Source organism: Nitrospirota bacterium, from assembly GCA_016180645.1.
GTDB lineage: Bacteria > JACPQY01 > JACPQY01 > JACPQY01 > JACPQY01 > JACPAV01.
The window spans coordinates 18,066-41,305 of sequence record JACPAV010000017.1 but is presented as its reverse complement, the minus strand read 5'-3'; the positions used below and the strand labels follow the sequence as shown (position 1 = coordinate 41,305).

At 60.6% G+C, this 23,240-nt stretch carries 23 protein-coding genes and 1 tRNA gene; 8 read left to right on the top strand and 16 right to left on the bottom strand.

Translation table 11 applies throughout. The annotated features are described in order from the left end of the window. Positions 1 to 10: 10 nt before the first annotated feature. The 11 genes from thpR to trkA form a co-directional block, all read right to left on the bottom strand. On the bottom strand, positions 11 to 580 hold the full coding sequence (gene thpR, locus HYT87_11140) for an RNA 2',3'-cyclic phosphodiesterase (GenBank protein ID MBI2060314.1): 570 nt from the start codon (positions 578 to 580) through the stop codon (positions 11 to 13). Positions 581 to 666: 86 nt separating this feature from the next. Further along, complete coding sequence (locus HYT87_11135) at positions 667 to 1,914, bottom strand: competence/damage-inducible protein A (protein ID MBI2060313.1); 1,248 nt, start codon at positions 1,912 to 1,914, stop codon at positions 667 to 669. Beyond that, positions 1,911 to 2,411 (bottom strand): phosphatidylglycerophosphatase A, encoded by a 501-nt coding sequence (locus HYT87_11130; GenBank protein MBI2060312.1) that lies wholly within the window; start codon positions 2,409 to 2,411, stop codon positions 1,911 to 1,913. Before HYT87_11130 ends, HYT87_11135 begins: the two co-directional genes overlap by 4 nt. Before the next feature lie 49 nt (positions 2,412 to 2,460). Next, positions 2,461 to 3,855, bottom strand: coding sequence for an argininosuccinate lyase (gene argH, locus HYT87_11125; protein MBI2060311.1), 1,395 nt, complete (start codon positions 3,853 to 3,855; stop codon positions 2,461 to 2,463). Positions 3,856 to 3,868: 13 nt separating this feature from the next. Then, complete coding sequence (locus HYT87_11120) at positions 3,869 to 4,606, bottom strand: SDR family NAD(P)-dependent oxidoreductase (protein MBI2060310.1); 738 nt, start codon at positions 4,604 to 4,606, stop codon at positions 3,869 to 3,871. Continuing rightward, entirely contained in the window at positions 4,603 to 5,100 is a 498-nt protein-coding gene (gene lspA, locus HYT87_11115; protein MBI2060309.1) for a signal peptidase II, read from the bottom strand. The genes HYT87_11120 and lspA overlap by 4 nt, the downstream gene beginning before the upstream one ends. 6 nt (positions 5,101 to 5,106) lie before the next feature. Then, positions 5,107 to 5,454, bottom strand: coding sequence for a PilZ domain-containing protein (locus tag HYT87_11110; protein MBI2060308.1), 348 nt, complete (start codon positions 5,452 to 5,454; stop codon positions 5,107 to 5,109). Further along, on the bottom strand, positions 5,444 to 8,281 hold the full coding sequence (ileS, locus tag HYT87_11105; GenBank protein MBI2060307.1) for an isoleucine--tRNA ligase: 2,838 nt from the start codon (positions 8,279 to 8,281) through the stop codon (positions 5,444 to 5,446). Before ileS ends, HYT87_11110 begins: the two co-directional genes overlap by 11 nt. A 10-nt stretch (positions 8,282 to 8,291) precedes the next feature. Next, a complete protein-coding gene (locus HYT87_11100; GenBank protein ID MBI2060306.1) occupies positions 8,292 to 8,579 on the bottom strand; it encodes a hypothetical protein in 288 nt (95 codons plus the stop codon). An 89-nt stretch (positions 8,580 to 8,668) separates the two neighbouring features. Beyond that, positions 8,669 to 10,123 carry a TrkH family potassium uptake protein gene (locus HYT87_11095; GenBank protein ID MBI2060305.1) on the bottom strand — a complete coding sequence of 485 codons (1,455 nt, stop codon included), beginning with the start codon at positions 10,121 to 10,123 and terminating at the stop codon, positions 8,669 to 8,671. 23 nt (positions 10,124 to 10,146) lie between these two features. Further along, positions 10,147 to 11,484, bottom strand: coding sequence for a Trk system potassium transporter TrkA (gene trkA, locus HYT87_11090; GenBank protein ID MBI2060304.1), 1,338 nt, complete (start codon positions 11,482 to 11,484; stop codon positions 10,147 to 10,149). Here trkA and HYT87_11085 point away from each other — a divergent pair. From HYT87_11085 to HYT87_11065, 5 genes are all read left to right on the top strand, one after another. Beyond that, the gene (locus HYT87_11085) at positions 11,483 to 11,641 is read left to right on the top strand and encodes a hypothetical protein (protein ID MBI2060303.1); all 159 of its coding nucleotides are present in this window, start codon (positions 11,483 to 11,485) and stop codon (positions 11,639 to 11,641) included. The genes trkA and HYT87_11085 overlap by 2 nt on opposite strands. A gap of 79 nt (positions 11,642 to 11,720) precedes the next feature. Next, positions 11,721 to 11,861: a hypothetical protein gene (locus HYT87_11080; protein MBI2060302.1), complete on the top strand. Its 141-nt coding sequence runs from the start codon at positions 11,721 to 11,723 to the stop codon at positions 11,859 to 11,861. 236 nt (positions 11,862 to 12,097) lie between these two features. Further along, positions 12,098 to 12,170, top strand: a tRNA-Phe gene (locus HYT87_11075). Positions 12,171 to 12,254: 84 nt separating this feature from the next. Next, the gene (locus tag HYT87_11070) at positions 12,255 to 12,605 is read left to right on the top strand and encodes a hypothetical protein (protein MBI2060301.1); all 351 of its coding nucleotides are present in this window, start codon (positions 12,255 to 12,257) and stop codon (positions 12,603 to 12,605) included. Between the two features lie 115 nt (positions 12,606 to 12,720). Beyond that, positions 12,721 to 13,260, top strand: a complete 540-nt coding sequence (locus tag HYT87_11065) for an SRPBCC family protein (protein ID MBI2060300.1) — start codon at positions 12,721 to 12,723, stop codon at positions 13,258 to 13,260. A gap of 45 nt (positions 13,261 to 13,305) precedes the next feature. On the opposite strand, the gene HYT87_11060 is transcribed toward HYT87_11065, so the two are convergent. From HYT87_11060 to HYT87_11040, 5 genes are read right to left on the bottom strand one after another with little or no spacing between them, the layout of a single operon-like run. Beyond that, positions 13,306 to 13,977: a Crp/Fnr family transcriptional regulator gene (locus tag HYT87_11060; protein MBI2060299.1), complete on the bottom strand. Its 672-nt coding sequence runs from the start codon at positions 13,975 to 13,977 to the stop codon at positions 13,306 to 13,308. Between the two features lie 5 nt (positions 13,978 to 13,982). Next, positions 13,983 to 16,607 carry an ATP-dependent chaperone ClpB gene (gene clpB, locus HYT87_11055; GenBank protein ID MBI2060298.1) on the bottom strand — a complete coding sequence of 875 codons (2,625 nt, stop codon included), beginning with the start codon at positions 16,605 to 16,607 and terminating at the stop codon, positions 13,983 to 13,985. Between the two features lie 16 nt (positions 16,608 to 16,623). Beyond that, positions 16,624 to 18,207 (bottom strand): DegQ family serine endoprotease, encoded by a 1,584-nt coding sequence (locus tag HYT87_11050; GenBank protein ID MBI2060297.1) that lies wholly within the window; start codon positions 18,205 to 18,207, stop codon positions 16,624 to 16,626. Positions 18,208 to 18,211: 4 nt separating this feature from the next. Beyond that, positions 18,212 to 18,763: a DUF1844 domain-containing protein gene (locus HYT87_11045; protein MBI2060296.1), complete on the bottom strand. Its 552-nt coding sequence runs from the start codon at positions 18,761 to 18,763 to the stop codon at positions 18,212 to 18,214. Between the two features lie 15 nt (positions 18,764 to 18,778). Next, a complete protein-coding gene (locus HYT87_11040) occupies positions 18,779 to 20,140 on the bottom strand; it encodes a hypothetical protein (protein ID MBI2060295.1) in 1,362 nt (453 codons plus the stop codon). A gap of 139 nt (positions 20,141 to 20,279) precedes the next feature. Here HYT87_11040 and HYT87_11035 point away from each other — a divergent pair, with 139 nt between their 5' ends. Genes HYT87_11035 through HYT87_11025 form a run of 3 tightly spaced genes read left to right on the top strand, consistent with a single transcriptional unit; the run spans position 20,280 to position 23,166 of the window. Then, entirely contained in the window at positions 20,280 to 21,677 is a 1,398-nt protein-coding gene (locus HYT87_11035) for a hypothetical protein (GenBank protein MBI2060294.1), read from the top strand. Further along, positions 21,674 to 22,411, top strand: coding sequence for a TlyA family RNA methyltransferase (locus tag HYT87_11030; protein MBI2060293.1), 738 nt, complete (start codon positions 21,674 to 21,676; stop codon positions 22,409 to 22,411). The genes HYT87_11035 and HYT87_11030 overlap by 4 nt, the downstream gene beginning before the upstream one ends. Further along, positions 22,408 to 23,166, top strand: coding sequence for a 16S rRNA (uracil(1498)-N(3))-methyltransferase (locus HYT87_11025; GenBank protein MBI2060292.1), 759 nt, complete (start codon positions 22,408 to 22,410; stop codon positions 23,164 to 23,166). The genes HYT87_11030 and HYT87_11025 overlap by 4 nt, the downstream gene beginning before the upstream one ends. Positions 23,167 to 23,240: the final 74 nt, after the last annotated feature.

Genomic DNA, 23,240 nt, shown 5'->3' with positions numbered 1-23,240 from the left:
GGACAGCTTTTCATCCAGGATTCCTTTGGAGCGGAAACCGGCCGAGGGGGGTGTAGATGGAACCCTTGGGATCGAGCCGGCTTTGGAAGAAGGTGAGCTCGCGGACAACGGTCGGGCCGAACGGCCGGTTGCCATTACGCGCGAGTTGGTTCGGGAAATCCGGCGCACGAAAGCTCTCACGGACGCGACCCAACGTCAGATGGGCACGAAAGGGCCGGCGCTCGCGCGGGAACCCGATTTTTGAGAGTTCACCCTCGATGGCCTGGGCCGTGGAATGGAGGAGACCCGCCTCGTCCGCCAGTCCGGCCCAGATGACCCGGGGATTTTTCAAATTGGGGAAACAGCCCACCCCTTTCGATTCGACGTTTCCCCCCGTGAGACGCAGCGCAAGCTCCGTCAGCACGCGCATGGCGCGATTGGCGCGTTTGTCTTCGATCTCTCCGAGAAACTTCAGCGTCAGGTGGATATTGTCCGGCTTCGTCCAGCTCACTCCCGACACGTGCGGCCGGAGGTCGTCCTGGGCTGCGGCAAGGCGCTCGCGGACGGCGGCGTCAATCTCGATGGCAATGAAGCAGCGCATGGGGGAATGTAATCAAGTAGCCATATAGTCATCGGGTCATCAGGAGCAAAGCGCACGGGGCTTGATCCTCCCACATGGCTACATGATTACTTCACCACATCCCCACTTCCGAGGAGGTACCTCCGAAGCAGGTCCAACGCCAGGCTGGAGGCAAGCAGCCGGATCTGCTCCCGCGTGCCCTTGAGCCGGTGTTCGACGACACTCGGCTCATCGCCCGTGCACAGGCCGATGTACACCAGCCCCAAGGGCTTCTCGGGTGATCCACCCGTCGGTCCTGCGATGCCCGTCACGGAAAGGCCGATGCGCGTCCCCGACAGAAATCGGATTCGCCGGGCCATTTCGGAGGCGGTCTCGCGACTGACCGAGCCGTGCTCAGCCAGAATGTCCGCCGAGACTCCCAAAGCCTTGATCTTGGATTCGTTGCTGTAGCTGACGATACCGCGTTCGAAGTATTCCGAACTGCCCGGGATGTCGGTCAGCCGTTTTGCGATCAGACCGCCCGTGCAGGATTCCGCCACCGCCATCGTCAGTCCCTTCTCCCTGAGGAGTTTCGCCACGGTACCCTCAATCGTTGTCTCCCCCTCCCCGACGATGTGCGTTCCCAGGCGTTTTCGAATGCCGTCCGCCGCCGTCTTGATTCGCTCCGGCGGAACACCGATACCCGTCAATCTCAAGGTGATATCCGGATAGCGAGGCAGAAAGGCGACCTGGAGATCCGAGAATTCCCGAATGACCGGATCGAGGATCTCATTCATCCGCGCTTCGCGAATCCCGAATACCAGCAAGGAAAGGGAATGAATCTCCTCCTTCGGCGGTTTGCTCGTCCGCATGACCGAAAGGACGTGCATGTTCAACATCGGTTCCATCTCGCGGGGAACGCCCGGGAGAAAGAAGGCCGTGGCCGATTTGTGCCGCACGTAGAAACCGGGAGCCGTGCCCCAGGCGTTTTCCAGCACGACAGACCCTTCAGGGAGCAACGCCTGCTTCCGATCCTTGCCGGTGGGATCCCGCCCCAGAAACGCGAAACGGTCCTGCACCATCTTCCACGCCTTCGGATTTTCTTTCAGCGGCATCCCGAAGGCCTGCGCCGCGGCCTCCGCCGTCAAGTCGTCCGTCGTCGGGCCCAGCCCTCCCGTGCAGATCACGAAATCCGCCTCGGCGCAGGAATCGAGCAGCGCCTTCTGGATGTCGTACGGGGTGTCGCTCACCACGAGCTGCCGCAGGACCGGATACCCCGACTCGAAGAGAATTCGTGAGATCGTCGAGGCGTTGGTGTTGATCGTTTCTCCGCGAAGGAGTTCGTTGCCGATGTGGAGCAGGATCGTTCGGATCACGTTATCGCGAGGATGAGGCGCACACTGAGGTTGGCGTAGACGCCTGCCACGACGTCGTCGACGACGATCCCCCAGCCGCCCGGAAGTTTCTTGTCGAGCGGACGGGCCGGAAACACTTTCGTGATGTCGAAGATTCGGAAGAACAGGACTCCCGCCGCAATGGTCATCCAATCGCTGGGAAGAAAGAACATGGTCACGTAGAACCCGACAAACTCGTCAATAACCACTTCCTTCGGGTCGATTCTCCCCATCGCCAGCGCCGCCCGTTGGCTGATCCAGATGGAAGCCGCGAAGAGGCCGGCCACAAGACCCACATAGGCCCCATTCGACAGTCCACGGAGGAGGAATCCGAAAAGTGCGGCGGCGGCGAACGTCCCCCACGTTCCCGGCGCCCAGGGAATGAAGCCTACACCGCAGCCGGTTGCGAGGAAGACAGCGGTCTTGTCAAGAAAGTGAGAGGCAACCGGCCCCCGTTCATGGTTCGACAGGCTCACCACGAACGGTGCAGTAGACCGCTCACCCTGAGCGCGTCGAAGGGTGAGGGGGTCATCCCTTCAGAAGATCCTTTCGTGCCTCGCGGATCTGTCTGCGAACCTCCGAGGGTGACGTTCCGCCGATATTGGAACGGCGTCTGACGGACGCTTCCAGAGACAGGCCTTGTACAAGACGTCGATCGAGCCGGGTTGAAATCTCCCGAAGGACCGCCTCGGGGACCTCCTTCATTCCGCGATCGTTCTCGATGCACCACCTGACCATGGCGCTGACGGCGCCATGCGCCTCGCGGAAGGGGACGCCCCTTTCCACCAAGGCGTCAGCCAGATCCGTTGCCAGCACAAAACCTTTGCTCATCGCGGCCACTGAACGCCGGGCATCCACCCGGAGTCCACCGAGAAGTCCCGAGATCAGTTTCAAACACGATTCGACCGTTTCGGCCGTACTGAACAGACTCTCCTTGTCCTCCTGCAAGTCGCGGCTGTAGGACGTGGGGAGGCCCTTAACGAGCGCCAGTGACTGGACGGCATTGCCCACGACGCGCGCCGTTTTCCCCCGGATCAGTTCGAGGACGTCCGGATTCAGTTTCTGCGGAAGCAGGCTCGAACCCGTGCAGTATTCAGCAGGAAGCTGGATGAACCCCCATTCGTCCGACGACCACAAAATCAGGTCCTCCGATATTCGTGACAGGTGGGCCATGAGCTGCGCTCCCCACGCGTGGAATTGAATGACAAAATCGCGGTCGCCCACGGCATCGATACTGTTCGAGCTGATTCGGCTGAATCCAAGACGGCGCGCCAACAGCTTACGGTCCACGGCATAGGCCGTTCCCCCCACGGCGGCCGAACCGAGAGGCAGTTCATCCGCGAGGCAAAACACATTTCCGAGACCCGTCCGATCACGCTTGAGCATGGAGAAGTACGCGAGGGCAATATGGGCGAAAAGAACCGGCTGGGCTTGACGAAGGTGAGTGTAGGAAGGAAAAATGACCTTCACGTTTCGATCAGCCAGGACCAACAGGCTCCGCATCGCCCCACTCAAGGCCCTGTCCAACACGGTGAGGCGATCTATGACGTACATTCGAAGGTCGGTTGCCACCTGATCGTTGCGGCTCTTGCCCGTGTGAAGTTTTTTCGCGGCGTCACCGATAAGCTTGTGCAGCGTAATCTCCACGTAGCTGTGGACGTCTTCCCAATCGCCGGAGTGGGCGGCACGCCCGGAACGACCGGCTCGTCCGATTCGATCCAAGCCCCGGACGATTTTCTGTTCTTCCGTCCGCGAAAGGATGCCGATGTTTCGGAGGGCTTCGGCCCATGCCCGATTCAGGGCAAGATCCTGCGGGAGGAGAACGGAATCGAACGAAAAGGAGTTGGCGAACTTCGCCACCTCGCGCAGCACCGCTTTGCGGCTCACCCCACCCCACAGCGTCGATCGTCCGTAGCTTTTCAAGCCGGCCCTTCCATCAGGCGGCGTGGGCCGAAGGGCCGTGTGTGAGCAGCCACTCGCGCGCCTCGAAGTACTGGCCCGTCTCCCGGCTGTCGTCGGACGCGAGATAGACGAACATCGGCGCCAACGATTCCGGCGTGGGGAGGGTCATGGGGTCCTCGTTCGGATAGGACTGGGCGCGCATTCGGGTACGGGTGGCGCCGGGATTGACGGAGTTGACCCGGATGCCGTCGGGTTTTATCTCTTCGGCCAGCGTCTGCGTAAACCCTTCGACTGCGAATTTGGATACGGCATAGGCTCCCCAGAGCGCCTTGCCTTTGCGCCCCACGCCAGAGCTCACATTGATGATCGACCCCCCCCCGGATTTCCGCATCAACGGCAGGGCTTCACGCGACACCAGAAACACCGACATCACATTCACCCGGACCACCTCTTCCCAAACGTCCGCAGGATACCGTTCGATGGGCACTCGAACGCCGGCCGCCCCCGCATTGTTGACCACCACGTCCAATCGACCCGCCGCACGGCTCACCTCTTCCAGTAATCGTCCCACTTGGTCCGGTTGACTTACATCCGCCGCCCGCGAGCGAATCGTTCCCTCTCGACTCATCTCCCGCACCGCGGAGGTCAGGTCCAATTCTCCGCGAGCGCACGCAAAAACTTCGGCGCCCTCACGCAGGTACGCCTCGGCGATGGCTCGGCCGATCCCCCGGCTTGCACCGGTAACCAGCGCAACTTTTCCCTTCAGCTTCAACCCGCCGCCTTCGGGCTTCTCTTCTGCAGCACCATTTCACCCAGGATGGCCAGGATTCCCACGGTAATGGCCATGTCGGCCACGTTGAAGGCCGGCCAATGGTAGTGGCGCCAATGGGCATCGACAAAATCCACCACAAACCCCTGTACCATCCGATCGTAGAGGTTTCCCACCGCTCCCCCAAGGATGATCGAGAGCGCAACGCGCTGGAACCGAGCCTCAGCGGGGGCCACGGCGAGCAGGTAGAGCAGGAAGCCGAGCGCGAGAAAGGAGGATGCGGTGAACGCCAGGCGACCCCATCGGGTGCGAGTCTCCGAGAACATCCCAAAGGCCCCTCCCCGATTGTGGACGTGGGTGAGATTCAGACAGCATGAAACCACGGGAGTGGCCGACAGGTGCTCCATGTTCCGCTGAACCGACTTCTTCGTCACCTGATCGCATGCGAACACGCTTGCTGCGAGCGCGATGACAACCCCCAATGGGCGGAGACGCATGCTCGACTAGCTCTTGTTGTCCGACTTTTCCACGAAGTCCTCGATCGCCTTCCGGTCTTTTTCGAGGACTTCAAGGAACTGCACGCCGATGCCGCCGGGCACGATGTCCCCGTTGTCATCGATGGAAGTCTCCACCACCCACATCACCTTGGCTTTCACCGGGATGGGCGTGGACTGCCCCGGAAGCGTGAACGCCATGTGGATCACCGTATCGGCCCACAACGGCCGATGGGACTGGATGTAGGCCCCGCCCGCGCTGATGTTGGTGATCTTCTCGACGAATTGCGCCTCAACGCTGTAGGTGACGGGCCAATCCACGTCCACCCGCGGATGTCTGCGTTTTTCAATTCCCAATGGAACCTCCTCGCTCCTGGAGAACTATTTCACATCGACCGCACAGGCCGGATGAGGCACGGACATCTTCGGTCCACCGCCAGCAACGAACGCATTTCTGCCCCGTCGCGCGATCCACCCGCACCTTGACGCCCTTGAAGGACTCGGTTCCCTCAAACACGTCCGGCCCCGGCCCCATTTCGGTCTCCAATGTAACCCCGCTCACGATGAAAAGGGAAGCGAGAAACGATTCCGAGGCGTGTGAGGGATCGAGCGCCGGTTGACCGGGGAGGCACAAACGAAGCTGCGCTTCCTGGGCGCTCCCGATCACCTTGGCGGCCCGTTTCGCCTCCAAGGCCTTCATGACCTCCTTTCGCAGAGCGATCAGGTTCTCCCAGCGTCGCCCCAGTGAATCGTCGCGGTAGGCCACAACAGGATCGTCGGCCCCCGAGAGAAAAACGCTTTCCGGCTTGCCGCTCCACGCCGGGAGGTGCCGCCATACTTCATCCGCGAGGAATGAGAGCACGGGCGCCATCTGCCGGGAAAGCGACCGCACGATTTCGAAGAGCGCCCGTTGTGCGGATCGCCGGACGCGTCCCGTCGGGGCGTCGGAATAAAGGCGATCCTTGAGCACATCGAGGTAGATCGCCGACAAATCCACAACGCAGAAGTTGTGGAGGGCGTGGTAGACGGTATGGAACGAGTAGGATGCGTAGGCTTCCCGGAGCTGCGCCGACAATTCCGCCGTCCGATGGAGCGCCCAGCGATCCAGCTCCGTCAGGTCGCTCTCTTTCACTCCCGGCCCATCCGGCGAGAAATCGTACAGATTGCCCAGCATGAACCGGCAGGTGTTCCGGATGCGTCGATACGCGTCCGCGAGTCGGCTCAGGATTTCCTCAGACAAACGGATATCTTCCGAGTAGTCCTCCGAGGCCACCCACAGCCGGATGATCTCCGCTCCGTATCGGTCGATGATTTTCTGCGGCGCCATCACATTGCCCGCCGACTTGCTCATTTTCTTCCCTTCGCCGTCCACCACGAATCCGTGGGTGAGCACGCTCTTGTAAGGCTCCTTCCCGCGCGTGGCGAGCGATAGGAGAAGTGCGCTGTGGAACCACCCGCGATGTTGATCGCTCCCTTCGAGGTAGAGATCGGCCGGAAACGCCAATTCCTTGCGCTTTTCGAGCACCGCCGCGTAGCTGAGGCCGGAATCGACCCACACGTCCAGAATGTCGTCCACCTTGCGGAGGTGACCCTTCCGGCATACCTCGCATACCTTCGGCCCGCCGAACCAGTGCTCTACGGGGCGATCAAACCAAATTTCCAGTCCATGTTGCTCGACCTCGCTCGCCACTTTTCGAGCGAAATCGGCATCGAGGTAGTAGCCCGGACACTCAGGGCAGACCAAGGCCACGATGGGCACACCCCAAAGGCGTTGCCGCGAAAGACACCAGTCCGGCCGCGTCTTGACCATGTTTCCGATTCGATCCTCCCCCCAGGAAGGAATCCATTTCACTTTTCCATGAATCCACGAACCGGCTTTCTCCCTGAGACCGTCCTGCTCAAGACTCATGAACCACTGCTTGCTGGCCCGGAAGATCACGGGCTGGTGGCATCGCCAGCAGTGCGGATAGGAATGCGTGATGCTTCCGCCATGGACCAGGAGGCCTTTTGATTTCAATCGCTCCACGATGTCACCATTCGCCTTGAAGACCTGCTTCCCGGCGAATTCACCGGCGTCAGCAGTAAATATTCCGGCTTCGTTGACGGGAGACAGGATCGGCAGCCGATTTTCCGGTTTCCGGCCGATTCGGTAGTCCTCCTCTCCGTGACCCGGTGCAATATGAACTATGCCCGTCCCCTCCTCCATGCTCACTGAATCGTCAAACACAATCGGCACATTCTCATCCCGCAAGGGAGTCCGGAATGAAGTACCCATCAACTCACTCCCTCGGAACTTCTCAATGGTTCCAGCAACGGCATCCCAATCCTTGACCCCCAGCGTGGTTTGCAATGAAGCAGTACGGTCCGTCGCGATGATCCATGCCTCTCCACCCACAGCGACGCTGGAGTAGTCCTTGTCAGGATGGAAGCACAACGCCACGTTGGCCGGAAGCGTCCATGGGGTCGTCGTCCACACAATGGCATAGGCACCCCCACTCAGACCCAGCCTTTCAGGTTCAGGAGAAGAAACCATGGGAAACTTCACGAAGATGGACGAAGATGTCTTGTCCGCGTATTCCACCTCGGCATCGGCTAGAGCCGTCCGGCATGAAATGCACCAATAGACCGGTTTCAAATGTTGCGATACGAAACCCTTTTCCACGAGGACGGCGAATTCCCGGATGATCTGCGCTTCGTACTTAGGGTCCATCGTTTGGTAGAGCCGTTCCCATGCGCCGAATACCCCCAATCTTCGGAATTCATCCTTCTGGATCTCGATGAACTTCCGGGCGTATTCCCTGCATTGACGTACAAACTCCGACCGGTTCTTCTTGGCGGCTTCACCGAGTTCCTGCTCAACCTGAAGCTCGATAGGTAGTCCGTGGCAGTCCCAACCGGGCACGTAGGGGGCCTGAAAACCCGACAGGAGCTTGCTCTTCACCACGATGTCCTTCAGGATTTTGTTGAGGGCGTGACCCATGTGGATGTGGCCGTTGGCGTAGGGCGGCCCGTCGTGAAGGACAAAACGCGGCTTCCCCTCCCCCGCCGCGACGGCCTTTTCATAGATCCGGTTGCCGTCCCACTCCTTGAGCATCACGGGCTCCCGCTCGCGGAGATTCGCCTTCATCGGGAATTCCGTTTTCGGGAGGTTGAGCGTGGACTTGTAGTCTACTTTCGTCGCCATGGTTCAGGGATCAGAAGTTCTTAAAGAGGTTCTTCAACTGTTCCCGGGCCGCGGCCTCGGATATTCCGGAAGACGCTTTCCCCCCGCTGAGCCTGAAGAAATCACAGTTGTTGGGCTTGTCCTTCCGGTGTACCGGCTCGGCCGCCGGTTCCGCGCATTCGTTCGCCGCCGCACGGCCGTAGAATCGGCAGTTGTAGCAGACCCGGACGTGGGCGTGGCATTTGCCGCATGTCTCAAGCCGGCCCGTGCGATCCGGGTCGAGCGCTTCTCCGCATTGGTAGCAGCCTGAATCCGACATGCGGGCGATTCTACTCCCGTCGCACTCCGTTGACCAAATGATACGCGATCCTTCGCTGCGCTCAGAATGACTCGCCTGCCGCCGGCAGGTCATTTCCTCCAGAGCGCCGGGTGGAAAAGAACCAGCAGGGGATAGAATTCCAATCGACCCAGCAGCATGTCCACAATAAAGACCAGCTTGGCCGCCACCGGCACGTCGGCATAGTTTGACGCAGGTCCGATCACGGCGAAACCCGGGCCCACATTTCCGACCGTGGCGAACGTGCCGCTGATGGCAGATTCCAGGTCGAGGCCGGCCGCCGAGACCAGGAGCATCGACAGCGCGACTGTGCCAAGGTAGAAAACAAGCACCCCAAGGACGGCCTCACGGATTTCGGGGCTGATGCCGTGGTCATCAATCTTGACGAGAGTCACCTTGTTGGGATTCAGGGAGCGGAGGGTTTCATGAAATGCGGCCTTGACCACCACGGCCAAGCGCAGCACCTTGAACCCGCCGCCCGTCGAACCGGAGCAGGCCCCGATGAACATGAGCACCAGGAGAATGCACTTCCCGAAGGAGGACCAGAGGTGGAAGTCGCTTGTGGCGAATCCGGATGTGGTCTGGATGGACACGGCGGTGAAGACTCCGTCCGTCAGTGCGCTCCCAAATCCGTCGTTGTGCCCCTTGAGCCAGTTGTCGCCCGCGAGAAGAAGAGAGGCCGTGATAAGGATTCCCAAGTACCATTTGAACTCAGAATTGCCGGCGAAGACCCGCTTGGCGCCAGTGGCCATACGATAGAAGAGACCCAGGTTGGTTCCCCCGGCTGCCATGATCAGGATGGTGACCCAGGGAATCCACGGTCCTGGGAACCCGCCGATACTGGCGTTCCGCGTCGAGTATCCGCCGGTCGAGAGTGTGGCCATCATGTGACAGATCGCATCGAACACGCCCATTCCGGCCATCCAGAGGCCGAACACCCCGAGTACGCTGATGGCCAGGTAGACCCACCCCACACGTATCGCCGTTGAACGAATGCGCGGAAGGAACCCTTCCTGCTCGGGTCCGGGAGCCTCCGCAAGAAACATATGCTTCCCGCCGACACCCAGGCCGGGAAAAACCGCGACGAACAAGACGACGATCCCGATGCCCCCGACCCATTGGAGCAACGCCCGCCAGAGAAGGATGCCGGAGGGCAGGATTTCCACATCGCGGAAAATGCTCGCCCCGGTGGTGGTGAATCCGCTCACCGTTTCGAAGATTGCATCCACCCATCCCGTGTGCCCGGAGGCCACGAAAGGCACCGCGGCGAGGAGGGAGCCTGCCAGCCATGCCAGCGGCACCAGGGCGAGCGCCTCCCGCCGGCGAAGAGGCTCATTTCCCGCCGGGCGGCGCGAGAGCAGATACAAAAGCCCGCCGATCCCCGCCGAGAGCGCGCCGGTCAGCGCGAACGCGCGGGCGACCGTCGGCTCACCTTTCGCAAGCGCGAAAATGAACCCTGCGGCCGGCAACACACAGAATCCCACCAGGAGAATTCCGATATGGTGGCTTACCGCCCAAATATTCATGGGGTCAAGCTACAGAGCGGGGGCTACCCGTGGATCAGCTTTTCGGCCTTCTCGGCGACATCGGTGAGGGCAAAAAGAATGACCGTATCTCCCTCGGCAAGCTGGGTGCTCCCGCCGGGCAGGATTACGTCGCCGTGACGGATGACCGCCCCCACGAGACTTCCCTTCGGGAAATTCACCTTCGAGAGCGGATGATGCGTGGCCGGGGATCGGGGCGGAACCTGCATTTCGAGGACTTCCGCCTCCCCTTCCGCGATGGACGTCACCCCATGGACCTGGGCGCGCATGATGTATTGATACAGGCGGTCGGCCGCCAGAACGGCGGGTGTGAAGGCACAATCGATTCCCAGTTTCTCACCCATGACAGCATTGTCCACCGATTGGAGGATGGCCACCACCCGGGGCACGCCATATTGTTTCGCGAGAAGGGACGCCATGAGGTTCGTCTCATCCTTGGACGTAGAGGCCACGAATACATTCATGGATCCGACGTTTTCCTCTTTCAGCAGACTGAGGTCCAGGCCGTCCCCGTGAATCACCTCCGTGCGCTTGACCCGCTCCAGAACTTTTTCGCACTGGGATTTCTGGTTGTCGATCAGTTTGACGCGCGCATCGAGGGCCTCCAGCCCCATGGCCAGTCCCACCCCGATCGTCCCCCCCCCGACGATCATCACCCGGTTCGGGCCGCCATTCTTGAAGCCCACTTCTTTCTCAAGCTCCTGCATCCGGGCCGGGGTGGATACGATGCAGGCGTAGTCCGCGGCCTTCAACGTATCCGTTCCGGTCGGGACGAAACTCTTCCCGCTCCGGGTCACCAGGGCCACGATGGTGTCCCGGAACTCCTGAATGTCCTGCAGCCTCCGGGAGGCCCACGCCGAATCCTCCGGAAGTTTGAAACGACGGACCGTGATCTTTCCCTCGGCGAAATTTTCCACGGCGACCGCCGCCGGGTCGCGGATGATTTTGAGAATTTCGGTCACCGTCAGTCCCGACGGGCTGACCAAGAGATCGATGCCCATTTCTTCCCGATAGGTATTTCGGCGTGAGAGAAGGCGGTCCATGCGTTTGACCCTCGCCACGCTCTTTTTCGCACCCAGATGCTTCCCATGGAAGCAGGTGACCAGGTTGACTTCATCGTGGTCCGTGACCGCGAGGAGAAGATCCGCCTGGGCGCATCCCGCCTGTTGGAGCGTCTTTGCGCTCGCGGCATGGCCGCGGACGATCTTAACGTCCATCTCGGCGGTTACGCGGCGGGTCTTTTCCTCATCGGCGTCCACCGCGCTGATATTGTGCCCCTGCTTGTACAACCGCCTCACGAGGTGGAATCCCACCTCGCCCAGTCCGGCAACGATGATGTTCATGGGGAGGACGCGTATTCTACGCGCCCGGGGTCGGCATGGAAAGCCGATTTTCCCGGCCATCCGGGAGTTGGCGACGGAACTCCTCGCCCGTCATGTTCTTTACGAGTTCCCCGCGGCTGAGCACCCCCACCTGATCGCACTCGGCAATGGTGGATGACTCGCCGGGGTCCCTGGGTGGAGATTGAGTCGCGGAATTTGCCCTGTACCCTGGCGCGGGGATCCCAGTTGTTGAGTTCTTGGCTGAAGTCGCCGGCGCAGACGAGGGATTCGTCCTTGCGCTCCCGAGCCGGCACCACGATCTTCGGGGCAGACTCCACCGAAACGTGGGGGTCGGTGAAAGCTACGAATCGAACCCGCTCCGGCAGTTTCGCTTCTGAGTTCTCGACCTCGCGCTTCATGCCGCCAATGACCGCTTGGTGCGACGGGGAAGTCAAATCGATTTGCCACTTCGAGTCATACACACCGGGCTGATGCCACTGATAATTCGTGACGGAAGGGTCTTGAAAAGGCCCCCCGGTCAGGTATAACTGGTGCGCGAAGTACTCCGCAATTACTCCGTGCCGGAGTCGGCCACAGCGAGAGAAATAGGCTAAGTTGCGGGAATTACTGCGGTGCCGGGGTAGCTCAGATGGTAGAGCGACGCCCTGAAAAGGCGTGCGTCGGCGGTTCGATTCCGTCCCCTGGCACGGTGATTTCAGAGAGTTAGGAGTTTCGCTCATCACTCCGACCTGGGGTGGTCCTTTTATTCCTGGCGCAAGAAGTATAAGGGGATGACGGTGTCGGAGGCCAAACGTCTGAGGCAGCCTATGGACTTCGTGGCCGACGTGCTCACTACGCACAAGCGGGTCAAGATGCTGACGCGGGGCGATGACTTCACGCGGGAGTGCCCCCGGATCGAGGTCGATTTCTCGATCGGCGGCACCGGGTCGCCCGCGTTCTCGATGAAATCGCCCACTCCCGACCTCTACCCCGTTTCATCGTTTCCGACAACGGTCCGGAGTTCATCAGCCAGGCGCTGGACGAATGGGCTCACCGAACCGGACCAAACAAAGGGAGAAGGTCAGCTGAACTTGTTTCAGGATCTCGGAATGGTTGGGGAATTTATCCGAATTCTCAGTTGACACCCTCCCGCGCTGTGTCAAGAATGTCCAAAACGGGCAATTGGCCCCCATCGCGGACTGACGGTCTGCGGAAAAGGTCCAAAGTGCCGTTCGAATAAGCTTATGGGAGGTCCATATGAATGCCGTTCGTCGAATCGCAACGGGTATCATCGTGCTGGTCGCCATCCTTTTCGTCGTCTCTTTCTTCCTTCCATCTCAGTGGAGCGTCGAACGGAGCTCGGTCATCAAGGCACCGCCGGAGGCGATTTTCGTCCACCTCAACAGTTTCAAGAATTGGAAGGCGTGGTCGCCCTGGGAAGGAAAAGACCCGCAGATGACGATGTCCTACGAGGGACCCGAGGAGGGTGTCGGCGCCGCCACCCGGTGGGACAGTCCGAAAATGGGAAAAGGAACGATGACGCTCACGGAATCCGTTCCGCCCCAGAAGGTCGTTTATGACCTCGATATTTCAGAGGGAAAATATCGGATGAAAGGCTCCTTCACGCTCACCCCCGGAGGAGAAGGAACAACCGTGACTTGGCGGGATGAAGGCGACGTGGGGAAGAATCCGATTGGAAAGTATTTCGCGCTTCTCATGCCGAGAATGATCGCGAAGGATTTCGATGAAGGGTTGGCAAACCTGAAGAAACTCTTGGAGGGCGGTCCGCAGGGGTAGTCTGAGATCCTTCGCCCAGCTCAGGATGACGGCGCCTGCGGCGGATCACTTCTTGATGAAGAGGCGGTTGGAGAGGAGGAGTGTCTTGCGGGAGATCTTGAGGTAGCCGTTCCGCTTCAAATCCCCCAGCACGCGGGTGATGGTCTCGCGAGTCGTTCCCAATTCAGCCGCCATCGCTTCATGTGTGGGGCGGTTCTCGATCAGGATCCCATCCACGGTGGGGACTCCCAACCGGCTCGCCAAATGAATGAAGTAGTGAACCAATTTTGACTGCACGTCCGCAAGCGTCAGGAGGCCGATCTTCTGGTCGGCATACCGGATCCGTTCGCTCAGCACTTCGAGCATCTTGATCCCGATTTCGGGATTCTGCCGGACATAGCCCAGGAATTCGTCCCGGGTGAGAACCATGACCACCGAGTCTTCAACGGCAACTACGCTGGCCGACCGCGGCCGGCCGTCCAAGAGGGCCATCTCGCCGAAGAATTCTCCCGGCTTGATGTACGAGAGCGTGATCTCCTTCCCCTCCTTGCCGGTCATCGTGACTTTCGCCAGGCCGGACTCCATGACGAAAAAGATCGATCCCTTTTCATCCTGGTGAACGATGATCCGGCCTTTCTTGAATTCCTGCTCCTTGATGCTCGGGGCGAGCAGGGTCAGATGCTCGCGGGTGAGGTTGTTGAAGATGGGAATCCGGCCGAGGGCTTCAGGGCTGACCATGGTGATTACTCCTCGACCCCCGGTTTAGATCCCCCGCGACCTTTCTTCTTCGCAGAGAAGACAAGCCGTTCCCGTCGGGAATCGGCATCCACCTGAACCACCGATCCCTCCTCGATTTCGCCGGAGATGAGCCCGGCGGCCAAAGGATCCATGAGCCACTTCTGAATGGCCCGCTTCAAAGGACGTGCTCCGTAGGCGGGTTCATAGCCTCGGGCCATGATAAGTTCGCGCCCACTGGGTGTCAACTCAATTGTTATCGCCTTCGGTCGGAGCACCCGTCCCAACGACCTCAACTGGATGTCGACGATCCGCTCAAGGTCCTTTCGCTCAAGACCGTGATAGGTGACGACGTCATCCACCCTGTTGAGGAACTCCGGACGGAAATGGTTTTTCAAGGCAACCTGCACGGCATTCCGCAACTCCTGATCCCGACCGTGAAGATCAGCGATCTCCTGGCTGGCGATATTGGAGGTCATGATGACGACGGCGTTCCGGAAATCGACCGTGCGGCCCTGGCCGTCGGTCAACCTCCCGTCGTCCAGCACTTGAAGAAGGACATTGAACACGTCCGCATGCGCCTTCTCAATCTCATCCAGAAGGATCACGGAGTAGGGCCGGCGGCGAACGGCCTCGGTGAGTTGGCCTCCCTCCTCGTAGCCCACGTAGCCGGGCGGAGCGCCGATGAGTCTTGCCACGGTGTGTTTCTCCATGTACTCGGACATGTCCAGCCGCACCATGGCCTGCTCGGAGTCGAACAGGAATTCGGCCAGTGCGCGGGCGGTCTCTGTTTTCCCCACGCCCGTCGGTCCTAGAAACAGGAACGAACCGATGGGACGATTCGGGTCCTTCAAACCGGCGCGCGCCCGCCGGATCGAGGCCGCCACCGCACCCAGTGCCTCATCCTGCCCCACCACCCTCTCCCGGAGTCGATCCTCCATGCGGAGCAACTTCTCTTTCTCAGTCTCCATCAGCCGGGTCACCGGTATCCCCGTCCATTTGGCAATAACCTGTGAAACGTCCTCCGGGTCCACCTCCTCCTTCAGCATGCGGCCGCTCTTTTGGAGCTCGGTGAGTTTCTGCGTTGAGGTTTCAAGTTGCTTGGCAAGTTCGGTGAGCCGGCCGTACCGGATTTCAGCGGCTTTATTCCAATCCCCTTCCCGTTCCGCTTTCTGCGCATCGGTTTTGAGGGACTCCATCTTCTCCTTCGCCCCGCGGATCTCCGAGATGAACCTTTTTTCCTCCTCCCAGTGCTTCTTGAGACGGCCCACCTCCTTCTGAGCCTTTTGGAGTTCCTTCTCGATCCGGGAGAGCTTCCCTTTCGCATCCGCATCCTTGTCCCTCTTGAGGGCCTGGCGTTCGACCTCCCACTGATTGATCTTCCGTTGAAGTTCGTCGATCTCCGTGGGCATGCTGTCGATTTCCATCTTGAGTCGGCTGGCCGCTTCATCGATCAAGTCGATCGCCTTGTCGGGGAGAAAACGGTCGGCGATGTATCGATGGGAGAGTTGGGCCGCAGCCACCAACGCCGCGTCCGTGATCTTGACGCCGTGGTGGATTTCATACTTTTCCTTCAGCCCCCGAAGGATGCCTATCGTATCGTCCACGCCCGGCTCGCCCACGTGAACCGGCTGAAACCGTCGCTCAAGCGCCGCATCCTTCTCGACATGCTTTCGATATTCATCGAGTGTCGTGGCACCGATGCAGTGCAATTCCCCGCGGGCCAGCATGGGCTTCAGCATGTTGGAAGCGTCGATCGCCCCTTCGGCCGCCCCTGCGCCGACCAGCGTGTGCAGCTCGTCGATGAAGAGAACGATCTTCCCCGAGGCCTCCTCGATCGCTTTCAGCAACGCCTTCAGACGATCCTCGAATTCGCCTCTGTATTTCGCGCCGGCCACCAACGCCCCGAGGTCAAGGGCGAGGATGCGCTTGTCGCGAAGACTCTCAGGTACGTCGCCTGACACGATCCGCTGCGCCAGTCCCTCCACGATGGCGGTCTTGCCGACCCCCGGCTCCCCGATCAGCACGGGATTGTTCTTCGTCCGCCGCGACAAGACCTGAATGACCCGGCGAATTTCCTCGTCCCGGCCGATGACGGGATCGAGTTTGCCACGACCCGCCGCCATGGTCAGGTCCCGCGCGTAGCGCTCCAAAGGCGCATATTTCTCCTCGGGACTCGCATCCGTCACTCGCTGGGAGCCCCGAAGCTTCGTGAGGGCCTGGTAGATGACTTCCTTGTTCGCCCGGCGGCGGCGCAGCAGGTCGCCCGCGAATCCCGCATCCTCCGCGATGGCGATGAGGAGGTGCTCGGTGGAGACGAACTCATCTTTCAGTCTTTCCGCCTCGCGCTGAGCGCCGTTGAGAACCTGCCCCATCCGCTGGGAAATGAAGGTCTCCGCGCCGGCGCCTTTCACTTTCGGCCGCCCTCGGAGATGCCCCTCGAGGTCGCCCAGGATGGCGTCGGGATCGATTTCGAGTTGGCGGAGGACGGGGAGAACGAGTCCTTCCTTCTGAGCGATGAGCGCGTCGAGGAGGTGCTCGACGTCGATCTCCTGGTGGTCGTGCCTCTCGGCAACCTCGCGCGCCGAAGCCAAGGCCTCCTGCGACTTGAGCGTCAGTTTCTCAAAACGCATGGTCGCCCGCGTCGGACTATTTCTTCTTCCTGGCCTCCAGCGTCAGATAGAGCGTAGCCTCTCCGCGTCGAACCAGGACCAAAGCGGGTTTGCCCGATTTCTGGGCCTCATCGAATGCGCGCTTGAGGTCGGACACGGTCTTGATGTCTCGACGGCCGACCTCCACAATCACGTCGCCTTTTCGCAGGCCTGCCTCGTCGGCCACACTGCCCGGTTCCACCTCCAACACGCCGACTCCCGATTCTTCGGCTTCCAACCCATACTCCTGAGCGCTCTCGGGCGTAATTTGCTCGACCTGAAGGCCGAGCATCGATTCGGGTTTCCCCTCCTCGGGGGCCGCCACCGGTGCGGCATCCGGCAATTCCGCCAATTTCACCTGGAAATCCTTCTCGCGCTTGTTCCGCACGACCCGCACGGACACGCTCTTGCCCACCTCCATCATCGCCACTCGGTTGGGGAGCTCGTTCCACTCCTTGATTCGATCGTGCTCAAACTCGACGATGACATCCTGACGCTGGATTCCCGCCTTCGCGGCGGGACTGCCGTCCATCACCTTGGACACGAGCGCGCCCTCGGGCCTGTCCAACCCAAGGCTCTCCGCGATTTCGGGAGTCACGCGCTGGATGAGAACCCCCAGCCACGCCCGAACCACCTTCCCTTTCTCTCGAAGCTGGGGAATGACCTGCTTGGCCATGTTGATGGGGATGGCGAAACCAATGCCCATGCTTCCGCCCGACCGGGTGTAAATGGCGGTGTTCAATCCGACGACTTCGCCGTGTGTGTTGATCAGCGGACCGCCGGAATTTCCTGGATTGATCGCCGCGTCGGTCTGGATGAAGTTCTGATAGGTGGGCGCCGATCCCGACAGATCCAGATTGTGGCGACCCAAGGCGCTCACGACACCCACCGTGACGGTATGGCTGAATCCGAACGGATTGCCGATCGCCATCACCCATTCGCCCACTTTCATGCCGGTGGAGTCCCCGAGCGGACAAACCGAATACCCGTTCCCCTCGATCTTGAGAAGCGCGATGTCCGTCTTGGGGTCCGTTCCTTTGACCATCGCCTCCACTTCCTTCTCATTGTCACTTCGCCGCACGCGGATCTTGTCGGCGCCATCGACCACGTGATTGTTGGTCAGGATGTATCCCTCCTCGCTGATGATGATCCCGCTGCCGAGCGATTGGGATTTCTGTTGTTCAGGCGGCATGTCCGGCATGTTGAAATAGCGCTCCATGAAATCGTGGAACGGATCGTTTTCGGGGACCTGAAACCGGAACTGCTTCCGACCGCCTTTGGCAGTCGTGGTGCTGCTGATATTGACCACGCAGGGATCGAGTGCTTCGGCCAGCTTCACAAAATCGGGGAGTGTCAGAGCCGCTGCGGACCCCGAGGACGGCGATTCCGCCCGAGCCTCCGACTTGGGGAGGTACGAGGGCCGTTCCGCCTGTCCGTCCCGTTTCAAGAATTTCGGCCAGAAATCCTTTTGGAATCCGGCGTCTTTGCAGGAAGTAAAGGCGCCGAACGAAATGAGACTGACCAGGGCGCCCACGAGGGCGCGATGGCCCACCCGCCGAGAACCTCTGCCTTCCGGCCGCATTCGGCTATCGGCGGCGCTTGGTTGTTTCCACATAGGCCAATCTCGATGCGGTCAATGCTTCCGTAATCACTTGCTCCTCCTGTCGGGCCAGGTTTCCCTTGGTCTTCTCTTTCAGCAGATCCAAAATGTCGATGGTTTGTTTCGCCCCTTCAACGTCAACCTCCATCTCGGAGGAGAGGGGATTCTCCACCAGCCCCAACTGAATCATGATCTGGGTGTAGAGCGATCGAACAAAGCCATCGAATGTAATCTCGGGGGATCTCTTGTAGCCGGGGGTCTGAACCGACGACGGCACAGGCGCCTGCGCGGGCCGCTCCGGGCTCCTGCCCTCCCGCGGCACTTCCCCCATCCTGGAGGTCGCCGGTTCCGTTCGGGCAGCCGCTTGCACCACCGACACGGGATCCGATTTCGGGGCCACGGCAGCGGGACGCGAAACAGGCATGGCCGGGGCGGGTTTCGGGGCCTCTTCCAACGACTTGCCCTCGTCCACAAAAGTCTTGTATCGGCGATCGACGACTCTGAATCCTTCGCCCGGCTTTTCCTGCGATTCCGCCACCCGGCACCTGTCCTTTCAGAACCTGAAAAATCCGCCCAGCCGAACTGCGAAGGCCGGACTTTTTCGCTGGGATTCGAGTATGGCCTGGGCCGCGGTCCCCGGAATCAGCATGCCCACCTGGGCCAGGGTCTCAAACCCCCCTTGTAGTCTGAACGTGCACTCCATGTCCGCTTCCACACCCAGATAACGCTTGCCCCCAACGGGGTCCGCTGCAAAGCCGGCTTCGATACTAGCACGGGGTCTGGCGAAACTCCAATCGCCGAACCAGAAGAGCTTGGCCAGATGCGCATTCCGAACCCGCCCGCCCCCGATGCTCCTGAAATTCTCCCGCACCTCGCGGCGATTCACGACCTCCTCGAAAAGCAGGAGGTCCACGTTGAAATCGGGATCAAACTTGAACTCGTTCTGCTGCCGGCCCAACCAGCGCTCCGGATCGAACGGATCGTATTCGTCCTTGCCGGGTCCGGTCGCCAAACCATACTGGCCGCCAAAATGCAGGTAAGGGCGGTTCCAGTACGCCGAGCCGAACAGCCCGAGCTGCGTCACGCGCGTCCTCTGCGGCGTGGGCAACGCCGCGTTGCTCGCGCGGCCGTTGATGAAAACCAACTCTCCCTCCGCGCGCAGGAAGGCGAGGTCCGCTTTCCCATAACCATCCATGATGACCAGACGGCCCTTGAAGGGACTCACCCGCTGGAACCGGCCGTTCATGAGGAAGCCCGCTTCGTAACCCTTCGGCTGATACCGCACGGCCACCCCGAGATCGGACGCATCGGCATCCATGGACACCGCGTCGCGAAAAGAAACTTTTCCATCGTCCAGAAACTCCTGGGGTAGAACACCGGAGGCCGCGCGCGTCTCCACCCGGCCTTCGATCACTTTGCCGTAGTACGGGGAAACCACGACGGGGCCGACCCGGGTCGAGAAGAACACCCGGTCCTGGGTGTCCCCAAAGTCGCAGTTCAAGCAATTTCCGTCGTTGTAAAATACGCCCAAACCCCAGTGGACCGGCTGGCGACCGGCGACCAGTACGCCGAGGGGCGTAACCATTTCGCCCCACGCGCGGCGAACGGAGAGAGCATCCGAGACACCGGCCTCCCGATCGGCTTGGTCCGCACGCGCCAGATCGGGAAGATCCACCAATGCCGGTCCATTGATGCCCCAGACAAGATTGTCCAGGACGTCGAGTTGAACCGCGGCTTTCACTTCGTCGGAAAGGGCGAACTCGGTGTCGAGCTTTAGCCGCTGATCGATGAAGGCGGTGGTGTTCGGGCCACGATCGTTGTCGATATCGCGGTCCCTGAAGAAGAATCCACGCGAGCGAAAATAGCCGCTGAAATCCGCCGTTACCGCCTCCGCCCGACCGGGTGGAAAAGCCATGGGCAGTGCCAAGCCGATGATGAGGAGAGCACAATTCGAGGAACGCACGGTCGCCCTTCGGTATCACACCGCACCCTCAAAAGCAATGTTTCCGGCGGCCTCATGGGAAGGGAATCCTCCATGTAGTACAATACCGATCGTGGAATCTCGAAGACGAAACACTTTCGCCCGTGTCGCGGCGGGGACCCTCCTATGGGCCGGATGCAGCTCGAACCCCTCCCCCCCCCCGGCATGGGAGCCGGGCACACCGGTCGCCGCCGCGGAGCTCGGGACACGCCGCGGGTACCGCGAGGCGCGGGGAATCATTCACCTCCATTCCGTGCACTCGCACGATGCGTGCGATAACAATCCCCTGCCCGGGGGCATTCCCAACGAGCCGTGCCTCCAGGACCTTCGACATGGACTATGCGTCACCCAGCAGGATTTCGCGTTCCTGACGGAACACATCGCCTCCCTCACCGACCGGAATTGGGAGGACGTGTATCTCCTGCGAGAAGGCGACGAACCGGTCATGCAGGATGGGACCCTTGTCGCCAATCGAATCGACTGCGGCGATGGGTTTCACCCTTTCCTGGCGGCGGGGGGAGAATTCGACATGATGCCGATCGGGATGCGCGGACATGCCGAGTCTACACCGGAAGCTCGAAAGGCCCGCTACAACAGGGACGATGCCGAATCTGCCGGTCTCTACAGGGAAAGAGGCGCCCTCGTCATGGGAGTCCACACGGAATCCAAGACGCTGGAGTTCCTGCGCGAAACACGCGTGGAGGGCATGGAGATTTACAACCTCCATGCCAATATCGATCCGAAAATCCGGCCGGATCTCGGGCTGGACCCCCTCGGTTTCTTTTCGGACATCCTGCCCTTCCTGCGATCGGGCGCGGGCTCGCCCCATCCGGATCTCGTGTTTCTGGCCTTCTTCGACGAGAACCGAAACGCGCTCGGAAAATGGGAGGCTTTGCTTCTCGAACGACCGGTCACCGCGATCGCCGGAAGCGATGCGCACCAAAACGCAATCCCCACGGAAATGAAGGACGGCGAGAGAGGGGACAGCTATCGTCGCGTGCTCGGATGGTTCAGCAACCACGTGCTCGTCCAATCGATCACGGTCGATGAGATCAAGTCGGCCCTGAAGGATGGACGCGCCTATGTCGCCTTCGAGGGACTGGGAGTGCCGGTGGGATTCGATCTCCATGCGGAGTCGGAGGACGGGACCACGGAGATGGGTTCCGAGGTGGAGTTTGCACACTCCCCGAACCTTGTCATCCGTATCCCCCAAGTGTTTGGGTTGACCTCTTCCTTGCCTCAGCCTGAGGTCTGGGCACGACTCCTCCGCGTCATCCCGGCCGGCCATGAGACGGTGCTCGATATCGGTGGGCCGGGCCGGCAGGTGAGCTGGCCGGTCGACCAGCCCGGGATCTACCGGATTGAAATTCGGATCATTCCCTCCCATTTGGCCCCGGCCCTCGGCGATTCGCGAAATCTCTCGGAGAAAGAATTTGTCTGGATCTACTCGAATCCGATCTACGTGCGGTGAGTGCGAAACGGGAGCGGCTGGACAATCTGCTCGTCGAGAAGGGACTCGCTCCATCCCGATCGCGGGCCCAGAGTTTGATCATGGCGGGAGTCGTGAAGGTCGAGGGTATCCCACAGCCGAAAGCCGGGCTGATGGTCGGAAGGGATACGCCCGTCCAGGTTCTTGAAGATCCAAACCCCTATGTCAGCCGGGGGGGACTCAAACTCCGAGGCGCCTTGGAAGCGTTCGGGCTGCGGCCCAACGGATGGATCTGCCTGGATGTCGGAAGTTCGACCGGCGGCTTCACCGACTGCCTCCTGCAGCACGGAGCAGCACACATCTACGCGGTGGATGTCGGCCGCAACGTCATCGATCCAACACTTCGAAGCGACTCCCGCATTACGGTCATCGAGGGCATCAACGCACGGTACTTCGATTTGAAATTGATCCCTCATCCGGTCGACCTGCTCACCATGGATGTCTCGTTCATTTCGGTCACGCGCGTGCTGCCCGCGGTCCTCCCCACTCTGAAGAAGAGCGGACATGCCGTCATCCTCGTCAAGCCACAATTTGAACTCCGGCCGGCGGATAATCGGAAGGGTGTTGTTCGGGATGCCGCGCTTCAGCAGGAGGCCGTGCAGAAGGTCCGGACGCACGCGGAGGGTCTCGGTCTTTTCTGCAAGGACCAAGTGGAGTCCTCTCTCCGCGGCCCCAAGGGCAATCGCGAATTCTTCCTCCACTTCCTCCGCCCATGACCTCGGGATCGAATCCACGCCGTTTCTTCCTGACATCAGACGAACTTGCCCACCCAACGGTGAAGCTGGTCGGCCCTGAAGGGAGGCATCTCGTGAAAGTGCTGCGCGCCCGACCGGGACAAGTGGTGAGTCTCTATGACGAACAAGGACACAGCCGCACCGCGACGATCAGGTCCGTCGACCACCGTCGGGCTGTGGCTCACCTTGACCTTTCGCCCGGTCCCGTAGCTCCGCCCGCAAGTGCAGCGATCGAGCTGGGTGTGGGATTCCTCAAAGGATCCAAATTGGATGAAGTGATTCGCTTTGCAGCTTCCATGGGCGTGCGCGGCATCCATCCATTCGTCACAACGAGATCGGTGGCGGCTCAAGCCCAGGCACCAGGTATCGAGAAACTCTCACGCTGGAAACGGATCGCCAACCAAGCGTGCAAGATTTCGCCCGGTGTGACGCCTCCGTTCATCTCGGCCCCCACTTCCCTTGTGGCGCTCATCGCGCGGATGTCGGGCCCATGCGCGAAAATCATTCTCTGGGAAGGATCCGCCCCACCCCTGGCCGGAGTGTTGAAGTCGAAGAACGTCGGGGATGGGATCGCTCTCCTCGTGGGCCCCGAAGGAGGTTTCTCGGAGGAGGATGTCACGGCTTCCGAGGCCGCCGGGTTTCGCCGCGCTTCGCTCGGACCCTATGTCTTCCGAAGCGAGTACGCTACTCAGATCGCCCTCATCCTGACCCTCCACGCGATGGGACTTCTCGGGTAGGAGCTTGCAGCACGCTGACGATGTAAGCTAGCATGGCCCCGGCCCAAGGATTCAAGACGTGAGTTTCTTCAAGT